The 23,055-nt window shown below is 46.4% G+C and carries 14 protein-coding genes and 1 other RNA gene; 11 read left to right on the plus strand and 4 right to left on the minus strand.

What is annotated here, in order from left to right; translation table 11 throughout:
- Positions 1 to 633 precede the first annotated feature (633 nt).
- From HMPREF2955_RS12125 to HMPREF2955_RS12170, 10 genes are all read left to right on the plus strand, one after another.
- Complete coding sequence (locus tag HMPREF2955_RS12125) at positions 634 to 2,199, plus strand: capsule assembly Wzi family protein (protein WP_371326391.1); 1,566 nt, start codon at positions 634 to 636, stop codon at positions 2,197 to 2,199.
- 17 nt (positions 2,200 to 2,216) lie between these two features.
- Complete coding sequence (locus tag HMPREF2955_RS12130) at positions 2,217 to 2,687, plus strand: lipocalin-like domain-containing protein (RefSeq protein ID WP_246830140.1); 471 nt, start codon at positions 2,217 to 2,219, stop codon at positions 2,685 to 2,687.
- Positions 2,688 to 3,075: 388 nt separating this feature from the next.
- Complete coding sequence (locus tag HMPREF2955_RS12135) at positions 3,076 to 5,613, plus strand: SLBB domain-containing protein (RefSeq protein ID WP_070723723.1); 2,538 nt, start codon at positions 3,076 to 3,078, stop codon at positions 5,611 to 5,613.
- Between the two features lie 19 nt (positions 5,614 to 5,632).
- Entirely contained in the window at positions 5,633 to 6,670 is a 1,038-nt protein-coding gene (locus tag HMPREF2955_RS12140; RefSeq protein ID WP_070723724.1) for a chain-length determining protein, read from the plus strand.
- 74 nt (positions 6,671 to 6,744) lie between these two features.
- On the plus strand, positions 6,745 to 7,584 hold the full coding sequence (locus tag HMPREF2955_RS12145; protein ID WP_246830141.1) for an AAC(3) family N-acetyltransferase: 840 nt from the start codon (positions 6,745 to 6,747) through the stop codon (positions 7,582 to 7,584).
- A 37-nt stretch (positions 7,585 to 7,621) separates the two neighbouring features.
- Positions 7,622 to 8,911 carry an oligosaccharide flippase family protein gene (locus tag HMPREF2955_RS12150; RefSeq protein WP_070723749.1) on the plus strand — a complete coding sequence of 430 codons (1,290 nt, stop codon included), beginning with the start codon at positions 7,622 to 7,624 and terminating at the stop codon, positions 8,909 to 8,911.
- A gap of 20 nt (positions 8,912 to 8,931) precedes the next feature.
- On the plus strand, positions 8,932 to 10,239 hold the full coding sequence (locus tag HMPREF2955_RS12155) for a hypothetical protein (protein ID WP_246830142.1): 1,308 nt from the start codon (positions 8,932 to 8,934) through the stop codon (positions 10,237 to 10,239).
- A gap of 253 nt (positions 10,240 to 10,492) precedes the next feature.
- Positions 10,493 to 11,608, plus strand: coding sequence for a glycosyltransferase family 4 protein (locus HMPREF2955_RS12160; RefSeq protein WP_044260928.1), 1,116 nt, complete (start codon positions 10,493 to 10,495; stop codon positions 11,606 to 11,608).
- Positions 11,598 to 12,392: a polysaccharide deacetylase family protein gene (locus HMPREF2955_RS12165; RefSeq protein ID WP_019188940.1), complete on the plus strand. Its 795-nt coding sequence runs from the start codon at positions 11,598 to 11,600 to the stop codon at positions 12,390 to 12,392. Before HMPREF2955_RS12160 ends, HMPREF2955_RS12165 begins: the two co-directional genes overlap by 11 nt.
- Positions 12,389 to 13,606: a glycosyltransferase gene (locus HMPREF2955_RS12170; protein WP_070723727.1), complete on the plus strand. Its 1,218-nt coding sequence runs from the start codon at positions 12,389 to 12,391 to the stop codon at positions 13,604 to 13,606. Before HMPREF2955_RS12165 ends, HMPREF2955_RS12170 begins: the two co-directional genes overlap by 4 nt.
- Before the next feature lie 45 nt (positions 13,607 to 13,651).
- Here HMPREF2955_RS12170 and HMPREF2955_RS12175 read toward each other — a convergent pair whose 3' ends face one another.
- Positions 13,652 to 14,407 (minus strand): glycosyltransferase family 2 protein, encoded by a 756-nt coding sequence (locus tag HMPREF2955_RS12175; RefSeq protein ID WP_070723728.1) that lies wholly within the window; start codon positions 14,405 to 14,407, stop codon positions 13,652 to 13,654.
- Positions 14,408 to 14,614: 207 nt separating this feature from the next.
- Between HMPREF2955_RS12175 and ssrA the strand changes: the two genes are divergently transcribed.
- Positions 14,615 to 15,015: a transfer-messenger RNA gene (gene ssrA / locus HMPREF2955_RS12180) on the plus strand.
- Positions 15,016 to 16,821: 1,806 nt separating this feature from the next.
- Here ssrA and HMPREF2955_RS12185 read toward each other — a convergent pair.
- The 3 genes from HMPREF2955_RS12185 to HMPREF2955_RS12195 are packed head-to-tail and all read right to left on the minus strand — an operon-like array spanning position 16,822 to position 23,045.
- Positions 16,822 to 17,844, minus strand: a complete 1,023-nt coding sequence (locus tag HMPREF2955_RS12185) for a DUF4973 domain-containing protein (RefSeq protein ID WP_070723750.1) — start codon at positions 17,842 to 17,844, stop codon at positions 16,822 to 16,824.
- 23 nt (positions 17,845 to 17,867) lie between these two features.
- Complete coding sequence (locus tag HMPREF2955_RS12190) at positions 17,868 to 19,940, minus strand: RagB/SusD family nutrient uptake outer membrane protein (RefSeq protein WP_070723729.1); 2,073 nt, start codon at positions 19,938 to 19,940, stop codon at positions 17,868 to 17,870.
- 15 nt (positions 19,941 to 19,955) lie between these two features.
- Positions 19,956 to 23,045: a SusC/RagA family TonB-linked outer membrane protein gene (locus tag HMPREF2955_RS12195; RefSeq protein WP_168166899.1), complete on the minus strand. Its 3,090-nt coding sequence runs from the start codon at positions 23,043 to 23,045 to the stop codon at positions 19,956 to 19,958.
- Positions 23,046 to 23,055 lie beyond the last annotated feature (10 nt).

The following is a 23,055-nucleotide window of genomic DNA, read 5'->3' on the forward strand; positions in this document are numbered from 1 at the left end:
GCGCGAGCGGTTGCAGGGCATGCCACTCACATACAGCATCATGCAAACGCAGAAGTAACCTGCCTTCGACAGGCGGTTTTCAACCCGTAGAGAGTGTATGGAACAACATCCGTCAGGTTACTTTCTGAAATATAAGCATGTTTTGCCACAGACAAATGGTGCAGTATTTCAGGTTTTATCGTACCTTTATCCAGGTACTTCGTACATGAATGGGGAGTTTGTTTTGGTTTTAAAGCACAAAGAAAACAAACTCCTCTCAAATTGTAGAAATAGTAAACGTCAAGACAACTTCGACAATTGCATACAGCCTTTCAATCTTTTCTAAAATCTATTTTTGATTATACGTCAATCAGCCGTCAGGACGCTCAGCAATTATTTTAGGCTGTTTCCAACGTTTCCTGTTCATCTTTCGTTTGTTTGTAGGTATCTTGCCTGTCTTATTCTCTCGACGTAGCCCGCTACGCCTTCAAGAATAAGACAGACAATACGCTCAACAATCAAACAAAGTCTGCACAGGCCAACCACCGATTGGGGTTAAAAGTCAAGACGACTACGGCATCTAAAAAAACAAATAAAGTAAGAAAATGCAAGAGATATAAAATAATATTAAACGTCTTGCGTTGTTTAGAGAGTATGAAACATTATTTTACCGCTTTACTTTGGGCATGTATGGTGCCTGCATTCACTGCGCAGGCACAGGCATGGCGCGAAGCAAACGAACACGGAAAGATAAAGCTTGGCAAAGGGTTGGGGTATAGTGTTGAGGTGCAAGCCACGCAATCGAGTGGACAAACACCCCTTTGGCTAAACGCCAACAAACACGGACTAAGCTCGCTGGAAAAGACCAACGGATATTTACTGGCTGGTATCGAACGCCCGCTAACCACCGACTCTGTTCGCAGGTGGGGGATGGGTTATGGGCTGAATGTGGCACTAACGCAAGGTTTCACTAGCAGGATAGTGGTAGACCAAGCCTTTGTGCAGGCCCGTTGGCTGCATGCCACGCTCACCATCGGCAGCAAACGCCACAACATGGAATTGAAAAACAATGCTTTAAGCAGTGGTTCGCAGTTGCTTGGCATCAATGCGCGCCCCGTTCCGCAGGTGCGTTTGGCTTTACCTGATTATTGGACACTGCCCTTTGGCAATGGATGGTTGCACCTTAAAGGCCACGTGGCATACGGAAAAACAACCGACGACAATTGGCAGAAACGTTTTACAGGTCAACAGCACCTATATACCGAGAACGTGCTTTACCACAGTAAGGCAGGCTATATTATGATTGGCAATCCCGAACGGTTCACGCCTCTGTCGTTAGAGTTGGGTTTGGAAATGGCATCCACCTTTGGTGGCACGTCTTATGAACCGCTAGACGATGGCACGATGAAGGTTATTCGTGGTAGGACGAATCTTAAATCGTTTGTAAAGGCTTTCTTGCCGGGTGGTGCCGATGTTGGCGAAACAACCTACCAAAACGCCGAAGGCAACCAACTAGGCGCATGGTTGGCGCGTGTGAACTACGATGCAGACACCTGGCGGTTTTCTGTTTATGCCGACAAGTATTTCGAAGACCATTCGTCGATGTTGCAACTAGACTACGACGGATATGGTACGGGCGACGAATGGTTGCAGAAAAAGAAACGCCGCTTTTTTGTTTACGACCTTAAAGATTGGATGCTTGGGGCGGAACTGAACTTTAAATACGGACGATGGATTACAGATGTGGTGCTTGAATACCTTTACACCAAATACCAAAGCGGCCCTATCTACCACGACCACACCAACACCATTGCCGACCACTTGGGCGGGCAAGACAACTATTACAACCACTATATCTATACGGGCTGGCAGCATTGGGGGCAGGTAATGGGTAATCCGCTTTATCGTTCGCCCATTTATAACACCAATGGCAATATCAATGTGGCCAACAACCGTTTTGTGGCTTGGCATCTTGGCATCGGCGGAAAACCCACCGACGAACTGAGCTATCGTTTCCTCGCCACTTATCAAAATGGGCTTGGCACTTACTCCGACCCCTTCGAGAAGAAAGAGCATAACGTTAGCTTGATGCTGGAAGGCAAGTACGAACTGCGCAACGACTGGAATGTGGCTGCCGCAGTGGGTGCAGACATGGGGCGGATATTGGGTAATAAGTGGGGCGTACAACTTACAGTGGCTAAGAAAGGGCTGTTTAAATGAAAGGTAAGACAAACAACATGACACAGAATACGAAGATATGCAGGCCTATGGGCTTGGTGAAATTTGTTGGCATGGCACTGATGGTGCTGGCCCTGCTTGGCAGTTGCGAGCTAGAGACTTCGCGCAACAAGAAATTAGACGGCTATTGGCGTTTGCAACAGATAGACAGTATTGGTACGGGCGGCGTAAATACGATGCAGGGTAAGCGCCTGTTTTGGGCCATTCAACATAAACTGCTTGAACTGAGAGACGTAGACAGGAAAATAAGTAAATGTTTGCTGCGCTTTGAAAGGCAGGGCGACAGCTTAATGCTTTCGCAACCCTATCTTTACGACCGCGAGAATGGTGACAAACCATTGGAGAACACGGAAATTCTGCTGCATTATGGCGTAAACAGCCTTAACGAACATTTCAAGATTGATGACCTTACCAGTTCGCGGATGGTTTTAAGTTCGCGCAAATGTAGGTTGCATTTCGTTAAGTTTTAGGCTCATGGCCTATGTGCATTGGTGCTGGGGCAAATGCAAAAATGCAGGTTAAGGAGTAGGAAAGCAACTTTTTATTTGTATCTTTGCATGGTCTGCGAAAAGTAGAAGGCAAGTGCCTTGACGGTTATCTGAAAGGAGTAAGGAATGCCAAGCAAACATTTTTTATAGGTGGGGCATGCAATAAAACACCCCACAAGGAGTTTAAATAAAGGCTTTGCACCATTAATAAAAATGACAGGCCGACATAGGAGAAACAAGCCAAAGGGCTTTTACAATTAGGACAAACAAAAAATACGTTGCAGTGGCAGCCGAAAATAGGGGCACACATTATATATGTGTGACGCAAAGGCACGACCACTTGCTTATGAAGTAAATATAAAAACGGGAAATGAAAAGAAGTCTTTTACTTGTGCTGCTGATGACCCTTTGCTCGCTTGGGCTAAGGGCACAATCGTCTATGACCGACTCGCAAGTGATGCAGTTTGTACTTAAAGAGCACGAGGCAGGTACCTCGCAGACCCAAATAGTAACCAAGCTGATGCAGCGTGGCGTAGACATTCAGCAAATAAGGCGCGTTAAAAAAGCATACGAACGTGTGGCCAAAGATAAGGGCCTAGGGCAAGTGAGCAATAGCACCGACAAGGAAAGTAAGCTTGAAGACGGCCGTTTGCGGAAGAACAACGGCGAAAACAAGAAAGACGAGAAGAACGTGAAGAACAACATGATGGTGAGGGGTGCACAGCAAGAAGAAGGCGACTTGTCAACAAAACAACGGAACACTGCTGACCATAGGCTGATGCAACAAGAGTTGGACGATTTTTTGCCCGACTCGGCCACACAACGGGAACGAGAGAAACTGAAAATATACGTGGGCAAGATGCCTAAAAAAGTGTTCGGACGTGACATCTTTAACCGCAAAGACCTGTCGTTTGAACCCAACATGAATATCGCCACACCCCAAAATTATCGGCTGGGGCCTGGCGATGCAGTTAATATTGACATCTATGGCGCATCGCAGAAGTCGGAACAGACAACTATCTCGCCCGATGGCGACGTGATTATCGAAGGTTTCGGGCCTGTACAGGTTAGCGGACTTACCGTGGCCGAGGCCAACGCACGCCTGCGTTCTACGCTAGGTTCGCGTTATAGCAGTTCGCGTGTGCGCTTAACGGTGGGTCAAACGCGCACCATTATGGTGAACGTGATGGGCGAAGTGAAACAGCCTGGCACCTATACGCTATCAGCTTTCGCGTCGGTTTTCCATGCCTTATACATGGCTGGCGGCATAAACGACTTAGGAACGCTGCGTAACATCAAGGTATATCGGCAAAATAAGCTTGTTACGGTGGTAGACATCTACGACTATATATTGAATGGCAAGCTAACGGGTAACGTGCGATTGGCCGACAACGACGTGGTTGTGGTTGGCGCATACGACTGCTTGGTGAACATTACGGGTAAGGTGAAACGCCCCATGTATTATGAAATGAAACGTAATGAGAGTGTGGGTACGTTGCTGAAATACGCTGGCGGCTTTACGGGCGATGCCTACACCAAGACGGTTAGGCTGGTGAGAAAGACAGGACGCGAGTATTCGGTGTTTAACATAGACGAGTTCGATCTTAACACTTTCCACTTAGCCGATGAAGATTCGGTTAGCGTTGATTCCATTTTGCCGCGCTTTTCAAATATGGCCGAAGTGAAAGGAGCTGTGTTCCGCCCTGGTATGTACCAGGTTGGCGGCTCCATCAACAGCGTTCGCACGCTGATAGAACACGCCGAAGGCATTACCGAAGAGGCTTTTACGGCACGCGCCGTGATGCATCGCATGCGCCCCGACCGCACTTTGGAGGTAATACCCGTTGACATTGAAGGAATTATGAGCGGCAAGGTGGCCGACATCCCCCTACAAAAGAACGATGTGCTGTTCGTTCCCACAAAGGGCGAGATGATGCAACAACAAACCGTAACCATACATGGCGAGGTGATGTATCCTGGCATATACAAGTATGCCGCCAACGAAACACTAGAAGACTTGGTGCTGCAAGCGGGCGGACTGAGAGAGTCGGCATCTACTACTAAGGTGGATGTGGCTCGGCGCATCGTCAACCCTAAGGCTCTGAGCACCGACTCGGTCATCTCGCGTACCTATACCTTTGCCCTTAAAGACGGGTTTGTGGTAGACGGAGAAACAGGATTTACGCTGCAACCCTTCGACGAGGTGTATGTACGAAAGAGCCCCGGCTACAATGTACAGAAGAATATCGCCGTGCAAGGTCAGGTGATGTTCGCAGGAACCTATACGCTTACGAGCAAGAACGAACGTCTTAGCGATGCCATTAAGCGGGCTGGCGGCGTAACCGACTTGGCTTATGTTCGCGGTGCGCGACTAGAACGCCGCATCACGCCCGATGAACGGCTACGCATGGAAACTGTTTTGCGCTTGGCCGAGATGCAAAGTGGCAAGAAAGACTCGGTGGAAAAGAAACGCCTAGACCTTGGCGACACCTATTATGTGGGTATCGAACTAGAAAAGGCATTGGCCGAACCTGGTGGCGACGCCGACCTCGTGTTGCGCGAAGGCGATAAGCTTATCGTGCCTGAATACAACGGAACGGTGAAGATTAGTGGTAACGTGATGTATCCCAATACGGTGGCTTACGAGAAAGGCCGTCGCCCAGCATGGTACATCAATCAAGCAGGTGGCTTTGGAAACCGTTCTAAGAAGAGTAACACCTATATTATATATATGAATGGAACCGTGGCGCGCGTTGGGCATAACGCGAAAATACTTCCTGGTTGCGAGATTGTGGTGCCCACCAAGCCCGAAAACAACGGCAAGACACTTACCCAATGGCTCTCCGTAGGAACAACGATGGCCGGCCTTGCCACGCTGATAGCCACGATTGCGAATTTGATGAAGTAACAATACACATATAGACGATATGGAAAACGTGGAAAACGACAAGAACGTAGTGGACCTACGTTCGTTGTTAAGAAAGATATGGATTAAAAGGATAAGCTACACAAAAGTCTTGTCAATAACCTTTATCCTTTCTTGCCTGTATATTATCGGCTATCCTCGCTATTACGAAACGGATACAAAGCTTGCACCTGAAATAGAAACGCCTGGCAAAGGGGGAGCATTGGGAAGCATTGCGTCATCGTTGGGAATAGACCTTTCGGATATACAGTCAAAAGACGCCATCACCCCATTGCTTTACCCTTCGTTGTTGGAAGACAACAAGTTTGTTTCGAACCTATTCACCATTCCGGTTCAAACGTCAGATAAGTCTATCTACACCTCCTATTACGACTATCTTGCTAATAGGCAAAAGCAAACATGGTGGGAAGATGCGCTCTTCTTCTTGAAAAAGAAAGAAGAGGTGCTGCCCAAAGAAACCGTTAATCCTTACAACTTAACAACTGAACAGAGTGTTGTAATGGAACAAATACGCCATGCAGTAAAGCTAAGTGTGGACTCGAAGAATGGAGTTATTACGATAACGACACAAGCGCAAGACCCCCTAATCTGTAAAACTCTTGCAGATTCTGTTAGGAATAAACTTCAAGCATTCATCACAGAGTATCGAACAACTAAGGCGCGCAATGACATGGAGTACTACAAAAAATTGGTGCAGGAGGCTAAATTGGCTTATGAAAAATCGCGTAAGCTATACACCAGCTATTCGGACGCAAACACAGATTTGATATTGGAGAGTTTCCGAGCAAAGCGAGAAGACTTGGAGAACGACATGCAACTTAAGTTTAACACATATACTACGCTAGCTACGCAGCTCCAATCGGCAAAAGCAAAAGTTCAAGAGAAGACACCTGCTTTCACCATATTAAAAGGTGCTACAGTTCCTCTTAAACCAGCAGGTCCCAAGCGTATGTTCTTTGTCCTGACAATAATGCTGTTGGTTTTCGTAGTGCAATCGCTTTGGTTATTGCGAAAAGAACTTGGCAAACTATTTAATTGATTAGTATGGGTGTTTCCATAATAACTCGATTGGGTTTATTTGTTAAAGGTATAACAGGCATCAAGGACTTCTCTATGCTGAAAAAGAAGATACATAAGGAAATAGGAAAACTGGTATACCATAAAACCTACACGGCTAATGACATCGTAAGAGAGATGCAACGGTTAGGAATGAAGAAAGGGAGTGTTGTTTGCATACACGCCTCAATGATGGAGTTTTATAACTACAAAGGCACAGCTGAAGAATTGATAGATGCCGTTATGAAGGTGCTAACCCTAGAAGGCACACTCCTCATGCCAGCATTTCCCGACCCTCTTTTTCTGAAAGATGCCAATTATGTCTTCGACAAAGCGACTGCTCCCACTAAGGCTGGTTATTTGGCAGAAACATTTAGAACATTCCCTGGCGTCGTTCGCAGCATCAACGTACAGCATTCGGTATGTGCCTGGGGGAAATATGCTGAATGGCTCACTAAAGACCACCATAAGAGCATTAACTGTTGGGACGAGTTTTCGCCGTGGCATAGAATGACAAAGCTCAACGCACTAGTGTTCTCTATCGGTCTTCCAAAGTTTTATATTGGTACGTTCGTACACTGTGTTGAGGCTATATTATATAAAGAGCACCCTTATTGGGCACAGTTTTTCACAGAAGAGAAGACTTACCGCTACCTTACAGCCTCTGGCGAAGTGAAAGAATACACCTGTCTTGAGGGAAATTTGGAGCGGAGGTCAAGGGAAGGAAGAATAATTAAGAGATTTTCCGCTGACTGTTATCAGCACACAAGGCTCTCTAACTTAAGAATTAAGGTATTCTATTCAGCGCCCTGCTTGCAGAAAATGCTGGAACTGGGACGTAGAGGCGTCACTATATATTATGTGCCATCACCTTCAAAGTACAATTTTGAACAGTAAGTTAAACGACATACGGAAGAACAAAGCTTTTGGCAACATGCTAAAGCTCTCGTTTGGTAATATCATCATGTACATATTACCATTCTTGGTGACGCCTATTCTTTCGCGTTTATACGAGAAAGAACATTTCGGTGAGTGGGGAGTGTTTTCTTCGTTCATATCGATTGTAACCGTTCTTATATTCTTAGGATATGAGAATGCCATAGTGAAGATAGACCGCCGAGAAGAAAAGAACATCGTTGCCTTATGTCTTTTGCTTGGCTGTTCAACCTCTTTATTGATTGGTGGAACGTTTGTATTAGGGAAGTCGTTAGGCGTTTCCTTTTTCAATAGCTTTCCTTCGTTCACGTTGCTAATGATATACTTGTTCTTTTTTATTCTACATACAGTATGCTATAATGTAAGTAACCGACACGAACAGTACACCATATTGTCCGTAAACCACATTATCCAAGGTGGTTCACAAGGGCTTTTCCGTATTGTGTTTGGAGCTGTCGGCCTAACTGTTGCCAACGGACTGCTGTTAGGTACGGTTCTTGCCCAAGCAATAACGGCTTTTTTTCTCGTCGCATTTGTTCTGATGAAAATCAAGATGCCCGAAACAAAGCCCATCTCGTTTCTATCGATGAGGAAATGCGCCATCGAGAACAAAAGTTTCCCTTTGTATGATGCCCCAGCAAGCGTATTGTCGTTTGCCGCATTCAACCTACCATTGTTAATCCTATCCGCCTTTTTCAGTCAAAGCATCATCGGTTGCTATTCCATCATACTTCAACTGTTACTTTTGCCAATGTCGTTTGTCGGATCGGCAGTAGGCAAGGTATATTATCAAGAGATTTGTGACACCGAAGACGAAGGCAAAATCAAACAAGTTACTAAGAAGGTAGTTAACGCCACACTCCTGTTGTCTGCCATTCCAACCCTTTTTATCTGTCTAGGTGGCGACAAACTCATTGTGTGGTTCTTAGGTGACAAGTGGCACGAGGCAGGTAGCATGTCGATATGCCTTTCGCTTTGGGCCATGTCTACAATCCTTACGCAACCGCTCATACCCCTTTTTAGGAGAATTAATAAGCAGCACATACTTTTACGCTACGAACTGTTGTATTTCATTGTCGGTATTGGCTGTATCCTGTTTGCCTGCAATTACAGATATGGTTTTGCAACCATACTGATTTCTTATTCCGTAGGATGCGCAACGGTAAAGACGCTCCTGTTTAGGAAGGTGTTAGGACTTGTACATCTTAGTTTGTCAGACTTCATTAAGAGTCTTCCTCTTTGTATCCTTGCACTTCTGTTTTTCATATTTCGCACATGGGAGTTATGAGAAAGGCGATAGGGTACATAATGAATGCGAACAGTTTGTTGGGACGTATGCTATGTATAACGGCATACATCCTGACCTATGATTTCATGTTCGAGCATTTTGTCTTCAAGCTGTTTTATTACATGGGCTTAGACTATATTGAAATGGAACCGCTCCCAAAGACGTTGTGGATAACATTCTCAATCCTTCCCTTTACCCTGTATAAGGGCATAAAGAGCATGTCTTCTTATTTTTGCATTTTCTTGTATCTGTTGGTTTACATTCCATTTATACACGCTTTATTCGTCACCAACGGCATAGATGCTTATAGCCTTTATTCTTACGCTTGCGTAATGTGTTTGTTCTTCATTGTTTACTTTGGGATGGAAAGTTGGCGAAATCTTTTCAAACCACTTGAACTACGGCCTGCATTATCTTTTCGGTGGATTGAAATTATCACCTTGATTATAACGGCTATTTTCGTGTTGTCGAGGATGAAGTCGATGCATTTTGTCAACATATTCACGCAATCTGATGTCTTATACGACTTACGCAGCCAAAATTCAGAGGCCATAAACGGTGGCGGAGGTTTCATCGCTTATCTTCAAGGATGGCTTTCGGGCGCATTCTATCCATTCTTATTGGTTTGTTATCTGCGAGAGAAAAAATGGCATAAGGCGCTTGCCATACTGTTCGGCTACATTCTCTTGTTCATGGTAGACATGCAAAAGATAACCTTCGTTATGCCCTTTGTCTTGGTTGCGCTCTATTTTGTCGTGCAATTAAAGCACGAAACCATATCCCAAAGACTGCATTCGCTTATAATTGTCACCACGGTAATAATATCATTTGCGCTTTATTTTGCCCAAGATAACGAGATTCTTTTTGTTGTTGGTGCAATTGTGCTTTTAAGAACTGTCTGTGTGGCGGGTTGGCTGTCTCAGTTCTATTTGCATTTCTTCAGTGAGCATCCCTATACGCACTATTCACACATCAACATTGTAAACGCCATAACCAACGCCTATCCTTATGACGTTCCGTTGGGTGTTGTTGTTGCACATGGAACGCAAAACGCCAATGCCAACTTCTTTTTAACAGATGGTATAGCGGCTTGGGGATTGTCGGGTGTTGTTATTATAGGTGTCTTCTTCTTCGTGTTATTACAATTTATCAACGCAATAGCGTTTAGGTATGAACTGAAAGACCTCTTCGTTGTTTTTCTCCCGACGTTGTCCTTTCTGCTTAACACGTCAATATTCACAACCTTGTTGTCTAGTGGAATGTTCATTCTGCTCATTATCCTGCTGATGGTGGAAAGTCCGCTGGTCAAGAACAAAACACCCACTTAATCCACACCATACAATGACGAATGCTCTTTATTATCCTGTTGGACATAACGTTGGTTTTAGCCACAACATCAAATTCCTAATTCGCTTTGTCCTCAATTGTGTGTCTAAGAAATGCCCTCCACTTAGGACAATTAAGTAGGAAACTTTATAGAAGATAGACCCAAGGCATGAGCTGCCGACAAACCTTTAAATGAAATCACCGATAACAGTGACTTTATACATATAACAAGTTCTGAATACAACAAGTTAACAGATGGATACTTCCAAACCGCTTTGCCTTATTACAAACATTGGTTCACACTACCGTTTCCCCGTCTTCAGTGCGATGGCGAAAAATTTTGCGTGCCATTTTTACTTGGGCAACAAAGTTGCAACACCAATAAAGAAGTTCGATTATACCAAGCTGGAAGGCTATCGCCAAACATTGAAAAACGTTTATTTCGGTCCCTTCTATTGGCAACGTGGTTCGGTAAGGTTGCTTTTTAAGCCCTACCGTTATTACATCATTGATGGCGAGCCCTTCTGTCTTTCCTCGTGGGCAATATTGTTGTTGGCCAAGCTTACCCGAAAGAAAACCATTGCATGGACGCATGGATGGTATGGCAGGGAGGGAAGAATAAAAAGACTGGTAAAAAAGCTCTTTTTCTCCTTGCATTCCGCGTTGATGGTTTACAGCGAATACGCCATTGCCCTGATGCAGAAAGAAGGAATACCCAGGCGTAAGATGTATTGCATCGCCAATTCGATGGATTCGGACAAAGAACGTGCCATACGAGAACAACTTGCTTGTAGCGACATCTACCGCCAACATTTTCTAAACGACAATCCCACCATTATCTATTGCGGAAGAATTCAGAAATTAAAAAGACTGGAATTGCTTGTAGATTGCGCTGCGGCATTTAAGGAAGAAGGCCGCCCAGTCAACATTGTCTTTGTTGGTAAAGACGTTGAACAAGTTAACATCGACCAGTATGCCAAAGATAAGAACGTGGCTGATAACGTTTGGATGTATGGCCCTTGTTATGACGACGAGGTGCTTGGGCAATTGTTCTACAATGCCCAAGTCTGCGTTTCGCCTGGCAATGTAGGCCTTACAGCCATTCATGCGCTTACGTTTGGATGTCCCGTTGTTACTCATAACAACTTCGCTTACCAAATGCCGGAGTTCGAGGCCATACGTCAAGGCGAAACGGGAACGTTCTTCGAACAGGGCAATGCCAAGAGCCTGAAACAGGAAATAGAATATTGGATATGTGCAGACGTAGACAAACGAGAGCAAACTAGACGGAAGGCTTTTGACGAAATCGACCGTAAATGGAATATTCATTATCAAACGGAAGTAATTAGAAAAGTGCTAAATGAAACATAACTCCACCCTATACCAACGTCTGCGTGGCGTTGTCCGAGAAGAAATACTTAACGTTCTTGGTGCCTGGGCAACTCCCGCCCCAGGTATCCACATCTTAAACGGCCACAGAATAGCGGCCGAAAAAGAACCTGACACTTTTCGGAACTTACTGGACAACTTGTCGCGTAACGTAACTTTCATTCGAATAGAAGACGCCGTTGAGAGAATTATGCGCAAAGAATGTCCCGACAAACCATTGGTGGCTTTCACGTTCGACGATGGTTTTATGGAGTGTTACGACCTTTTCGCTCCTCTTTTGGAAGAGTTTGGTGTAAATGCTCTCTTCTTTGTCAATCCAAATTATGTGGAGGGAGACGACGCTTACATCGAGCACTTCAACAACCACACGGTGCTTACCGAGGGAAAACAACCTATGCGTTGGTCGCATCTAAGCGAATTGGCCAACCGCGGACATATTATAGGGGCACACACCTTGGACCATTATATGATTAACACCGACGATGAAGACACGCTCCGTCACCAAATCGTAGCCTGCAAAACAGTGATAGAGCAACAATTGCAACAGCCCTGCAACTACTTTGCCTTTCCTTATGGAAAGCTTACGCACGCTAATCAGCGGTCGATAGACATCGCCTGTAAAGCTTATAAGTATGTTTTCTCGCAATCCGATTACAAACATTATTTCTCTTTTAACGGGAAAGTTCTCAATCGCAGGCACTTCGAGCCTTTTTGGCCCATTAAACATCTTAACTATTTCATCAGTTGTAATAAAACCTACGAATGAAAAAGCTGTTGCAAATTAACATCACCGCCAATTGGGGGTCGCATGGTAAAATAGCCGAGGGTATAGGGCAGGCGGCTATCAAGCAAGGCTGGCAAAGTTACATCGCATACGGACGGTGGGCCAATCCTAGCACATCCAATCTCTTCCATGTGGGGAGCAGCTGGGATGAAATGCGTCATGGGATAGCCTCTAGGCTGCTCGACAACCACGGCTTAGTGTCCCAGAAGGCTACAAAGTCGTTACTGCAATTTGTCGGAAACGTCAACCCCGACATCGTACACTTGCACAACATACATGGCTATTACCTCAATTATCCGCTACTTTTTCAATACCTACGCCAACACGACATCCCCGTGGTGTGGACTCTACACGACTGTTGGAGCTTTACTGGCCATTGTGCCCACTACGAGTTTATTGGGTGTGAGAAATGGAAAACGCATTGTGCGGAATGTCCGCAAAAAGGCGCATATCCTAAGAGTTTGCTGTTAGACCGCTCGTATCGCAACTTCGAACAGAAAAAAGATACTTTCCTTTCCCTCAACCGCCTTACACTCGTTCCCGTAAGCCAGTGGCTACAACGCCAGTTACAGCAGTCGTTTTTCAAGCATACACCCACACGCCTTATATATAATGGTATTGATACGAATGTTTTTAGCAAGCAGACGGAAGTAAGCTGGATTAAAGAGAAGTATGGCATCCCTGCACATTGTGCCATCGTTTTGGGGATTGCCTCCAACTGGTACCGAAAAGGTTTGCCCGACTTTCTTCAACTCGCATCACTCTTGCCCCCATCCATCCGTATTGTTCTTGTGGGCCTGACCAAGCAAGAGCAAAAATTAGCGGCCCGAGCAGGTATTGTAGGCATTAGCCGCACTGATAACCTACACGAACTCTGTTCACTCTATTCTGTTGCCAGCGTTTATTTTAACCCAACTTGGGAAGATACCTTTCCTACAACCAACCTTGAGGCAATGGCATGTGGAACACCTGTCGTTACTTACAATACAGGTGGAAGTCCTGAAACTGTTACAGCTGGTACTGGCTTAGTAATAGAAAAAGGTGACCTACAAACAGCTGCCATCGAGATAGAGCACCTATGCCAACAACCTGATACAACTTTCGAGGATGCTTGTCGGCAGCGCATCGTTCGACATTTCAATAAGGAAGACCGCTTTTCCGAATACCTCGAACTATATTCCAAAATCTTGAAATAGGTGCAACAAAGCAACAATAATTGCCCCATCAATTAAGGAGGAACGTTAAAACCTATATTCCAACACCTTATAAAAGTATTTCAGGCAGATAAAAATTGGGTGGGTGTATATACCGTTCTCCCTACATGCACGTGTGTCCTCGCGCAATAGGGTTAGTCGGCTACCCATATTCTTCGTACTAGTGCCACCTGTGCGCATCGTAACAAAGTCTATGTTCAAGTATTTCGCCCTAATGTTGAACCGCTTAAAAAGCCTGACCATCATCTCAAAGTCACCACCAATCTTATAATCGGTCTTATATAGGCCCGCTTTCTGAAACACCTCCTTACGCGCATAAAACGAGGGATGGGCGGGCATAAGCCCAAAACGCAGCCACCAGGGGCGAAAACCCGCCGATGAATAATGCCGCACGCTATGCGTTAAGTCAGGTTCGCGAACGAAATGCACGTCGCCATAAACGGCATCTAGCGTAGAGTCGGAAAACGCTTGCGCCACTTGCTCCACCACATTTGTAGTCGTAAAGAAATCGTCTGAGTTCAAAACACCCACCACATCGCCCGTGGCCATGCGCAAACCTTTGTTCATGGCATCGTATATCCCATTGTCTTTCTCACTCACCCAGCGCAGTCTGTTCGTAAACTTTGGTTCAAACTCGTGGATAATGTCGATGGTGTTGTCGTTCGATTGCCCGTCAACAACGATGTATTCGATGTCTGGATGGGTTTGGTCTAACACCGATTGCATACAGTCTGCAATAGTTGCAGCACTGTTGAAGGTCACTGTAATTACCGTTACTTTCATAGTCTTATAATTATTTGCATAAACGAAGCACAAGCCATCTTATTGCATTATACTATGGCGAATGCACAAAAGTTGTGAAAAAAGCCCCAAAACTTGCACGTATAAATAATAATGTGTAAATTTGCAAACTAATTCATGGCATTTCGCCACGCCCCAATAAGTAGCTGTATACAAAAATATGCAAACTAATTATGGGCAAACAAAATCGGGGTTGACTGGATTTGACAGCGGGATGAAATGGTATGTAAGCACGCGGAGCGTAGGTGGCTGGCTCCATAATCCCAGTTATCGACAATTTAATTGGCGAAAGAAATTACGCTCTCGCTGCCTAACCGAAGTATAGTAGGTTTTGGGCTTTATTCCGTCACTAGGTGATGGAACGAGACATCGCTCAGAGGCTGTTGTTCCGAAGCCAGCTGATATAGCGGTGCAGAGAAATCGGGAATAGTTTGGCGTGGCCCCGCTCGCCGAATGAAATTTTAGGGGATAAGGCATTGGTTGGTGGTCCAGGTCTTGCCAATGCACGAAAACCGAAGGCTGGAATAAGCGTGTAGAAAGCGTATGGTTTCCCTGTTTGGACGTGGGTTCGAATCCCACCAGCTCCACAACTTTTCCCCTTCTTAGAGGAAAAACGCAAGTAACGCTTGGGTGAAAACGGCATATTTGCCCATTACAGCCCAGCAAAACAAAAGTCAAACAAACGCTCACTCCATAATGGGGTGGGCGTTTGCTCGTTTAAGGTGGGTGCTAAGAAACTCCAAATTTAAGCTTATATGCAAATATAGACCTGAAATCTCATGTAATACCTTTATTTACTATATTTTTCTACTAAAAACCGCTCTGTTGAAAATTAGCGGTGGCATACAATGGTTCTGCCGATAGTTAGTGGGTGTGCCGTTATTGCCCTAAACGCTATCGCCGTTCAACTATTGTTGCGCTAAATGTTGTTATAGGCTTGGTTATATGGCTGAATTTCATTGATTAGCCGCTAAGTTTTCTTGGATGAAACCTTAATTGGGCATTAGCAACTACCTTTCAACCCCAATCGCTCGTTGGGCCGCTTACCAATTATTTCAAGGTCGTTTGCATCGCTTCCTGCTCATCTTTCGTTTGCTTGTCGGCATTTTGCCTGTCTTATTCTCTTAACGTAGCCCGCTATGCCTTCAAGAATAAGCCAGACAATATGCTCCGCAATACACAAAATCTGCACAAGCCCTAACAACCCATTTGGGGGCTTAATCTTTTTCTTGCGATTGGTTTTTGTTAAAATAGGTATTCATATTTTACAAAACACCTCCTGGTTGCCATCCCATTCTAGCGAAAATATTGGTTTCTAAACCAGCAATTAGCCGCTATTTCTAGCCTTTCACGTCTTTTGTCTTGTCTGTTTTTAAGCGTAAAACCTGCATTTTGCGCCATTTTGCCTTTCTAGATTGGTTGCCAATTCGTAATTTTCCAAGTCCAATAACCCACTTTTAACCCCTAAAAAACCACTTTTTAACGGTTATTTTGCCCCTTTCAGCCATGTTTTTAATGGCTCTAAAAGGTTTTATTTATACCATAGCAGTGCATTTTTATGCTTTTCGTCTCGCATTTTGCAGCATTTCGCACTGCATTTAGCACCAAAACGCACTGCATTTAGCACCAAAACGCAGTGTGTTTAGCACCAAATTGCACTGCGTTTAGCACCAAAATGCACTGCATTTAGCGGCATATTACACGGTATTTAGCAGCAAATAGCCCAAAATCTGGCGCAAAAGTCAGCTTTTTGTAATAAACATTCATTTTGCCAGCATTCACTCGCTGCCCCTTTTTACATCAAAACCAACCGTCGCGAGAATCGATTTTTTGAGACAAGGTAGGTGTTTGGTGGACAAAGATGGCACTCATAATGTTAAAAATCTTGCCGAAAATATTACATAGTATAAAGTTGACCGGTTGACCAGTTAACAAGTTAACTTGTCCACTCGTCCACCACTAATACATCTTGCAAGACATTGCTTATAGGCAATAGAGGAGAGGGGAGGGGAGAAAGGGAAAGCCATGCTTACATCCCATTGAGAGATAAAGCATGGCTTTCTGACTACTACTATAACAACAATCAACCATTTTATTTTTAAGAGAGTTGGGAGGTTAAGAAAGATTTACGGCCTGTTCTAAAAATTCCACGCTTACGTCGTTTTCTCCTTTTTTAGTTCGCTCTTCACGGTCTTTTTGCCTTTATCTGGCATCTTCCTCTTACCCTTTCAGTCGCATAGTTCACTATGTTCCATCAATGGGTAATAGAAATCTGCGCAGATAGAGCCAAAAAATCCAGTGGAGGTAATTTTTAGAACCTGCCTTAACAGAGTGGGTCTGTGTTGAGGCGTGCGGTTGATAAGACACGCCTAAATGTGTTTAGGCAACTAGGAACGTTACCATTCGATGGCTTGGTCCTCGTCGGGTATTTGTGTATTTATCTGTCGTTCTAGTGTGAGCGTGCCGCTAACAGACCAATTAAACTCTGTTCCAGGAGCCGAGGTGTAGTCTACGTAATCGTAACTAATGTTGTTGATGATAACGTAGCGGTGCACGAGATAAGGCTTCACATCGTCTTTTTGCTCGATAATGTGAAACGAGGCCTGCTTGTTCACCTTTAATTTCAGGTCGTTGTTGGTGGTATAGAAGTCTACCGTGCCCTCCTTTTCGCCGTTGAAACGAGCAAAAACCTTGTACTTGGCACGGTCTGTGCGGCTCTCGTCTATGTCGCCTGCGTAGAAAAAGATGGTCTTATCGTCCACCACATATCCGCGAATGATAGATTTAGCGGTGGCGTTAGCCTCGTCGCCTGTAACGAAAATCTTCATCGTACTGCCCGAATAGTCGCCCGAATAGTCGTTAAAGGGGAAGATGCGGAGCAGCGCCTTGGCGTAGTTCTTACGTGGATGGGCAGTGTAGCCATAGTTTTCGCCGTTTACGATGGTAAGCGGCAACACCCATTTGTTGCTCATGTCGATGCCGTTGAAGTTGAATTTTATGTTAAGCAGCCCCACATTCTCGCCCGATGGGATGGTCGTCGTCTCAGGGACAGTGGCATAATCCTTCATGTCGGTGTACCACAGTTCAGTGCGATTTAAGAAACGGGCTTGGTTTAGCACGTTAAGCGTGTCGCCATCGTGTGCAACATGCACCGTGATGTTGTTTTCGTTTTGCAGCGAACCGCTAACGATTACGGGTAGCTTATACGATGAGAGACCGCTACTCTCGACAAAAGTTTTGTCGGCATTGCGCCTGCTGTAAGGCACATAAACGTTGGTAACGCCCAATTTGCCAAGCGGCGCGCGGAAACTAACGTACTGCGTGTATTGCTCTTCTTTCCATTCGTCGTTACAGGCGGTAAGCGTGGCGAGTGCGCTTGCGAGCATCGCCGCATATATCGGAAGATGTTTTACTTTCATTTTCTTGTCACTTAAAGGGTAGGTTAATCGTTGTAGGTCCATCCTGGGTTCTGTGTCAGGCGCGAGTTATGTTTCAGTTCGCTGTGGCGGATGGGCCAAAAGTACATCTTGTCTGAGAATGTGCTGCGCAGGTTGTTGATGGGGATAACCTGTTGGAACTCTGCTGCGTGGTTGGCATCCATCATTACGTTGCAGCCATAAATGCGTTGGTTCAGTTCTCGTGGCGCGTCTTTCCAGCGGCGCAGGTCGAAGTAACGCTTGCCCTCGCCCATGAATTCAATCATGCGTTCGCGTTTAATTTTGGCGCGCAAGAGGTCTTTGTTGGCATAGACGTCTGTCGAATAGTCGGGCACTCCGCCGCGTATGCGTATGGGGTGTATGCCTTTTTGTATCTCGGCAATGTCGCGGCGAACGTTGTAAGTGGTGCTTTCGTCCCACGATGGGATGGTGTATGTGCCATCAAGTTCGTTGAGTGCCTCGGCGTAGAGCAATAGTATGTCGGCATAGCGAATGGCGGGTTCGGCCCTGTTCTTGATGTTCTTATAGTCTTCGCGGTCGGGAACATCGGTGGGATTGACGTACTTTTTCACGCTGATACCCGTGCGGAGGTAGAACTGCGAGTTGTTGTAGCCGTTGCCACTACCGCGATAATAGAAGGTTTGGCGGTTGTGGTGGGTGTTTTCGGGGTCGCCCAAATACTCCCAAACAGAGCCGTTATAGCCCACCGAGGCGTAGAAACGCGGTTCGCGGTTGGCATATTGCAACGACACGTTGGCGGCCAATGGCTTGTATTTTCCGCGTCGATAGTCGCGTGCGGTGGTAAATCCTTTGAGACGTTCAGCACCGTTTCCGCCGTTCAGCTCGCTGTCTTTGCCAGGACAGTCGGTTCCGTCGTTCATATAATAGGCGTCTACCATCTTCTGGGTAAGGCCATGTGTGTTCCATCCGCCAAAGTCGCGAGGCATGGAATGGCGTGCAAACGACATCATGCTGTGGTTTATGCGTGTGGCATTTTGGTCTATACGCGAGAATATCAGTTCGGGATTGTCTTCTGGGGCAACGTCTCCGTTGAACAAAACACGGTAAGACTTGAAGGGGTCGATGTTTTTCCAGCCCGTTGGCCAGTCGTTTTGGGCAAATTGGCAAGTGGAGTCGGCAGGTACGATGGTGGCCGGGTCGCCAGCTGCATCTGTTGTGCTGAACGAGGCGTGATAGAGGTCGTACACACCAAGCTGCATAACGTCTTTGCAGGCAGCGGCGGCGCGTGCCCATTTCTCCTCTTGATAGTCGGTGTTGAGCAATGTCCGGCCTTTGTCGTCTACCAGCTGCTTGGCGTAGGCATCGGTGTTACCGTTGGCCAACGGACTGGCAGCGAAAGCCAATGCCAGGGCACGTGTGGCCAGGCAAGCACCCTTTGTGGGGCGTGCGATGTTTTCGCCGTCGCGCCTAGTGTATTGTATTTCCTTGGCGGCTTGCACCATTTCACGGCTAATATAGTTGGCCACCTCTTCGTACGAGCTGCGCGGCGTGGCTATCTGTTCGTAACTAAGGGTGTAATCAACGCCTTCGTCGGGCATGATTGGCACAGGACCGTAACGGCGGAGCAACAGCCAATAGAAGTAAGCACGCACAAAACGTGCCTGCCCTTTAAAGTCGAGCCGTTCTTTTTCGGTCATTTCGGTGTTCCTGTAAATGTTGGCGATGAACACTGAGGCCTGATAAATGCCCTTGTAACACATTGTCCAGCCTTGGTTAAAGTCGTTTTCGTCGTATTCGCCTTGCATGAACGTGTTGTACGAAAGCTCGTCAGCCTCCTTTGAGTCGTAGTTAACGTCGCGGTCGCCATAGTACATGTCGTCGGCAAAGGTAAACGAATTGGTTTCTTTCTCCTTGCCAACAACGTCGGCGTTCTCGTCTTTCAAGAACGAATAGGCGTAGGCAAGCCATTGTTGGGAGCGTATTCTGCTGGTGAAGACCTTTTCAATCGTGGTACGGTCTTCAAAGTATTTGTCGGAGTCCAGATAGTCGTTGCAAGCGGAAAAGAGTATTCCGATGCCCAACGCCAACGTTATCAGGGCAATATTTTTACGTTTCATGTTGTATGTCTGTGGTTATAAACTAATTTGTATGCCTGCCGTAAACGAACGAGTGATGGGGTATTCTTCGCCTCGCCTGCTGCTGTCGAGTTCGGGATCCCAAAGGTCGAAGGCCGACCACGTGATGAGGTTTTGCCCCGAAATGTAGATTCGTGCGCTCTCCAAGTGTATGGCGTTGACCCAGGGTTTGGGCATTGTGTAGCCAATGTCGAGGTTTTTGAGGCGCAAGAAACGGCCGTTGCGTAACCAAAAGGTAGATGCCTGCTCGTTGTTGCTATTGCTGCCGTAACTCAAACGGGGGTAGGGGGCATTGGGATTTTCTGTTTCCTTGGTGCCCGATATGTCGGCTGAAATCCATCGGTTGTCGGTTATTCCTTTAAGGATATTTCCCCAGCGGCCATTGCTGAAGGCGTTAACCGTACCGCCGTTGATGAGGAACGTGTATTTGCCAGCTCCTTGGAAGTGGAAGTTAAAGTCGAAACCGCGCCAGCTAATAGAGGCTCCAAGCCCGTAGATGAGGCTAGGGGTGCTGGTTGCACCTATGGCCACGCGGTCGCCATCGTTCACAACGCCGTCGCCGTTAACGTCTTTATATTTGATGTCGCCAGGTTGTACGGTTCCCCAACTTTGCTTGGGCGAATTGCGAATGTCGTCGTAATCGCGGAAGAGGCCTTGTGCAATAAGCCCCCTTTGTTGGCCAATGCGGTAGCCTTTTTCGTACTGATAGGCGTAAACGTTGTTTTCGTCGTCGCGTTCTAGGATGGTGTTTTTACTGTAAGTGATGTTTCCGCGCACCGTCCAGTTTATCTCACCGATGTGGTCCTTGTATTGGAAGTTGCCATCGAAACCGCTAGATTTTACGGCGCCAACGTTTGCCCAAGGGCGACTTTCAAGTCCTGTGATGTCGGGTAAGAAATTGCGTTGCATGAAGATGCCCGTTCTCTTCTCGTAGAAATAGTCCATCGTGAGCGAGAACTTGTTGTCGAACGCCACGAAGTCAAAGCCAACATCGGTTTTGCGCGCAATCTCCCATGTAACGTTTGGCGATGCCACCTGCGTGTAGTGCATGCCTGTGGTGGTGGCTGTGGTAAGGTTCGACCCCCAATTGTAGCCTTCTTTAGTAAAGTCGATAGTGTAAAGGTAGGGGAAACGATGGCTTCTTCCCGCATTGTCGTTGCCCACCATGCCCCACGAGTAACGTAGCTTGAACATGTTGAGCCAGGGTAATGCCTTCTTTACGAGGGGTTCTTCGGCTACGTTCCAAGCTAGGGAGAAGGCAGGGAAGAAACCAAAGCGATGGTGGTCGGCAAAGTTTTCGGAACCGTTATAGCCGAAGTTGAAGTCGGCAAAATAGCGTAGGGCGTAGTTATAGGTTATCTGCCCTGCAACGCCTTGGTTCTTTTGGCTGACAGAGTTTTTAATGTCTGTGCCTATATTTTGTGTCTGTATCCGCTCGTCTTGCGTAAAACGGGCAGTAGCGCCAAAGTTGTGTTGTTTGTTGAAGGTGCGGTTCCAACGTAGTAAAGCCTCCAAAAACTCGCGCCGCGAACCTTCTCCGCCTGATGTTTGGGCCATGGGCGACTCTTCGAAAAGCTTATCCCAAATGATGTTGCCTTGCGAATCGCGGCTGTTGGCGCGATACATGGCTGGCCAAAGGCGATGGTATATGTGGTTGCTATTATAGGTGTCGTATCCGAACCTACCTGTAAACGAGAGGCCACGGGTAATGAAATCCAGCTTTTGGTCTACCGTTACGTTTGTCTGTATGTTGTTGTCCCATTCTTGGTTGTAACCTGTGCGTGTGGCAGAAACCCAAGGGTTCATTTGATATTTTTGGCGACCGTAGGCTGGAACATAGCCATTGGAATAGAGGACGGGAGAACTTAGGGCGTTGAAACCAAAGAGTTCGCCCCATACATATTGGTCGCCAAGACCTGGACTGTTGCGCTTGTTGAGGTTGCCCGATACGCCCAGCTTGATAACCGTTGTGGGTGTAACGTCTATGTCCACATTCATACGATAGTTCCAGCGTTTGAAATTGGCGTTGGTGTTGTACCTGTTGCGCAATGTCTCGTCGGTGTTGTACATGCCTTGGTCTTCTACATACGATAGGGATGCGAAGTAGCGGGCTGTGTTTCCACCGCCACTCAAACTCAAGTCGGCACGATAGCTCATTGCACCATCTTTAAGAAGAAGTTTCGACCAGTCTACGTTGGGGTAGAAGTCGGGATCTAGTCCCGACCTGATTAGTGCCAACTCTTCGGGTTGATACTGTGGAGGGAGGTTGCGCGTTATGCGTGCCTCGTTGAGCAGAGTGGCATACGTGGGCGCATCAACAAACTTCGGAGTGATGGTACGGGTGTTATACGCTACCTCGCCTTTGGCGTTGATGTTTATCTTTCCTTCCTTACCGTGTTTGGTGGTGATGAGAATAACGCCGTTAGCACCCTTCGAGCCATAGATGGCCGTTGCCGAGGCGTCTTTCAATACCGAGAAACTCTCGATGTCTTCAATGTTCAAGTCGTTGATGTTCGACCGTTCGAAACCGTCTACTAGTATCATCGCATCTGAACTGGCGCCGAAGGTTGAGATGCCGCGAACCCAAAAGCGCGATGTGCTTTTACCCGGCTGACCCGACGATTGCATGGCGATGATGCCTGGAACATTACCTGCCAAGGCGTTGGTGAAGTTTGATGAGGGGAATTGTTTCATTTGTCCGAGGTCGACATTGGTGATGGCACCCGTAACGGTGAGTTTCTTTTGCGCGCCAAGACCCGTGATGACAACCTCGTCGATGGTGTTGAGTTTCTCCTCGGCCATCTGTACGTCGATAACCCTTCTGTCGCCTTTAACCAGCACGCTTACGGGTTTGTAGCCCAGGTAAGAGAACACCAGCGTTTGGTATTGCTGCATCTTGATGGTGTATTTACCGTCGATGTTGGTGATGGTGCCCAGTCCCTTGGCATCTTTCACGGTGACGCTAACGCCAATAAGGGTTTCTCCTGTGGCGTCGGTTACTGTTCCCGATATTTCCAGCTGTTCTTGTGCTAAGGCGTTAAGCGTAATGCCGCACAACATCCAGAATAATATAAATATCTTTTTCATTGTCTTATGG

This window comes from Prevotella sp. HMSC073D09 (assembly GCF_001814145.1).
GTDB classification, from domain to species: Bacteria; Bacteroidota; Bacteroidia; order Bacteroidales; family Bacteroidaceae; genus Prevotella; species Prevotella conceptionensis.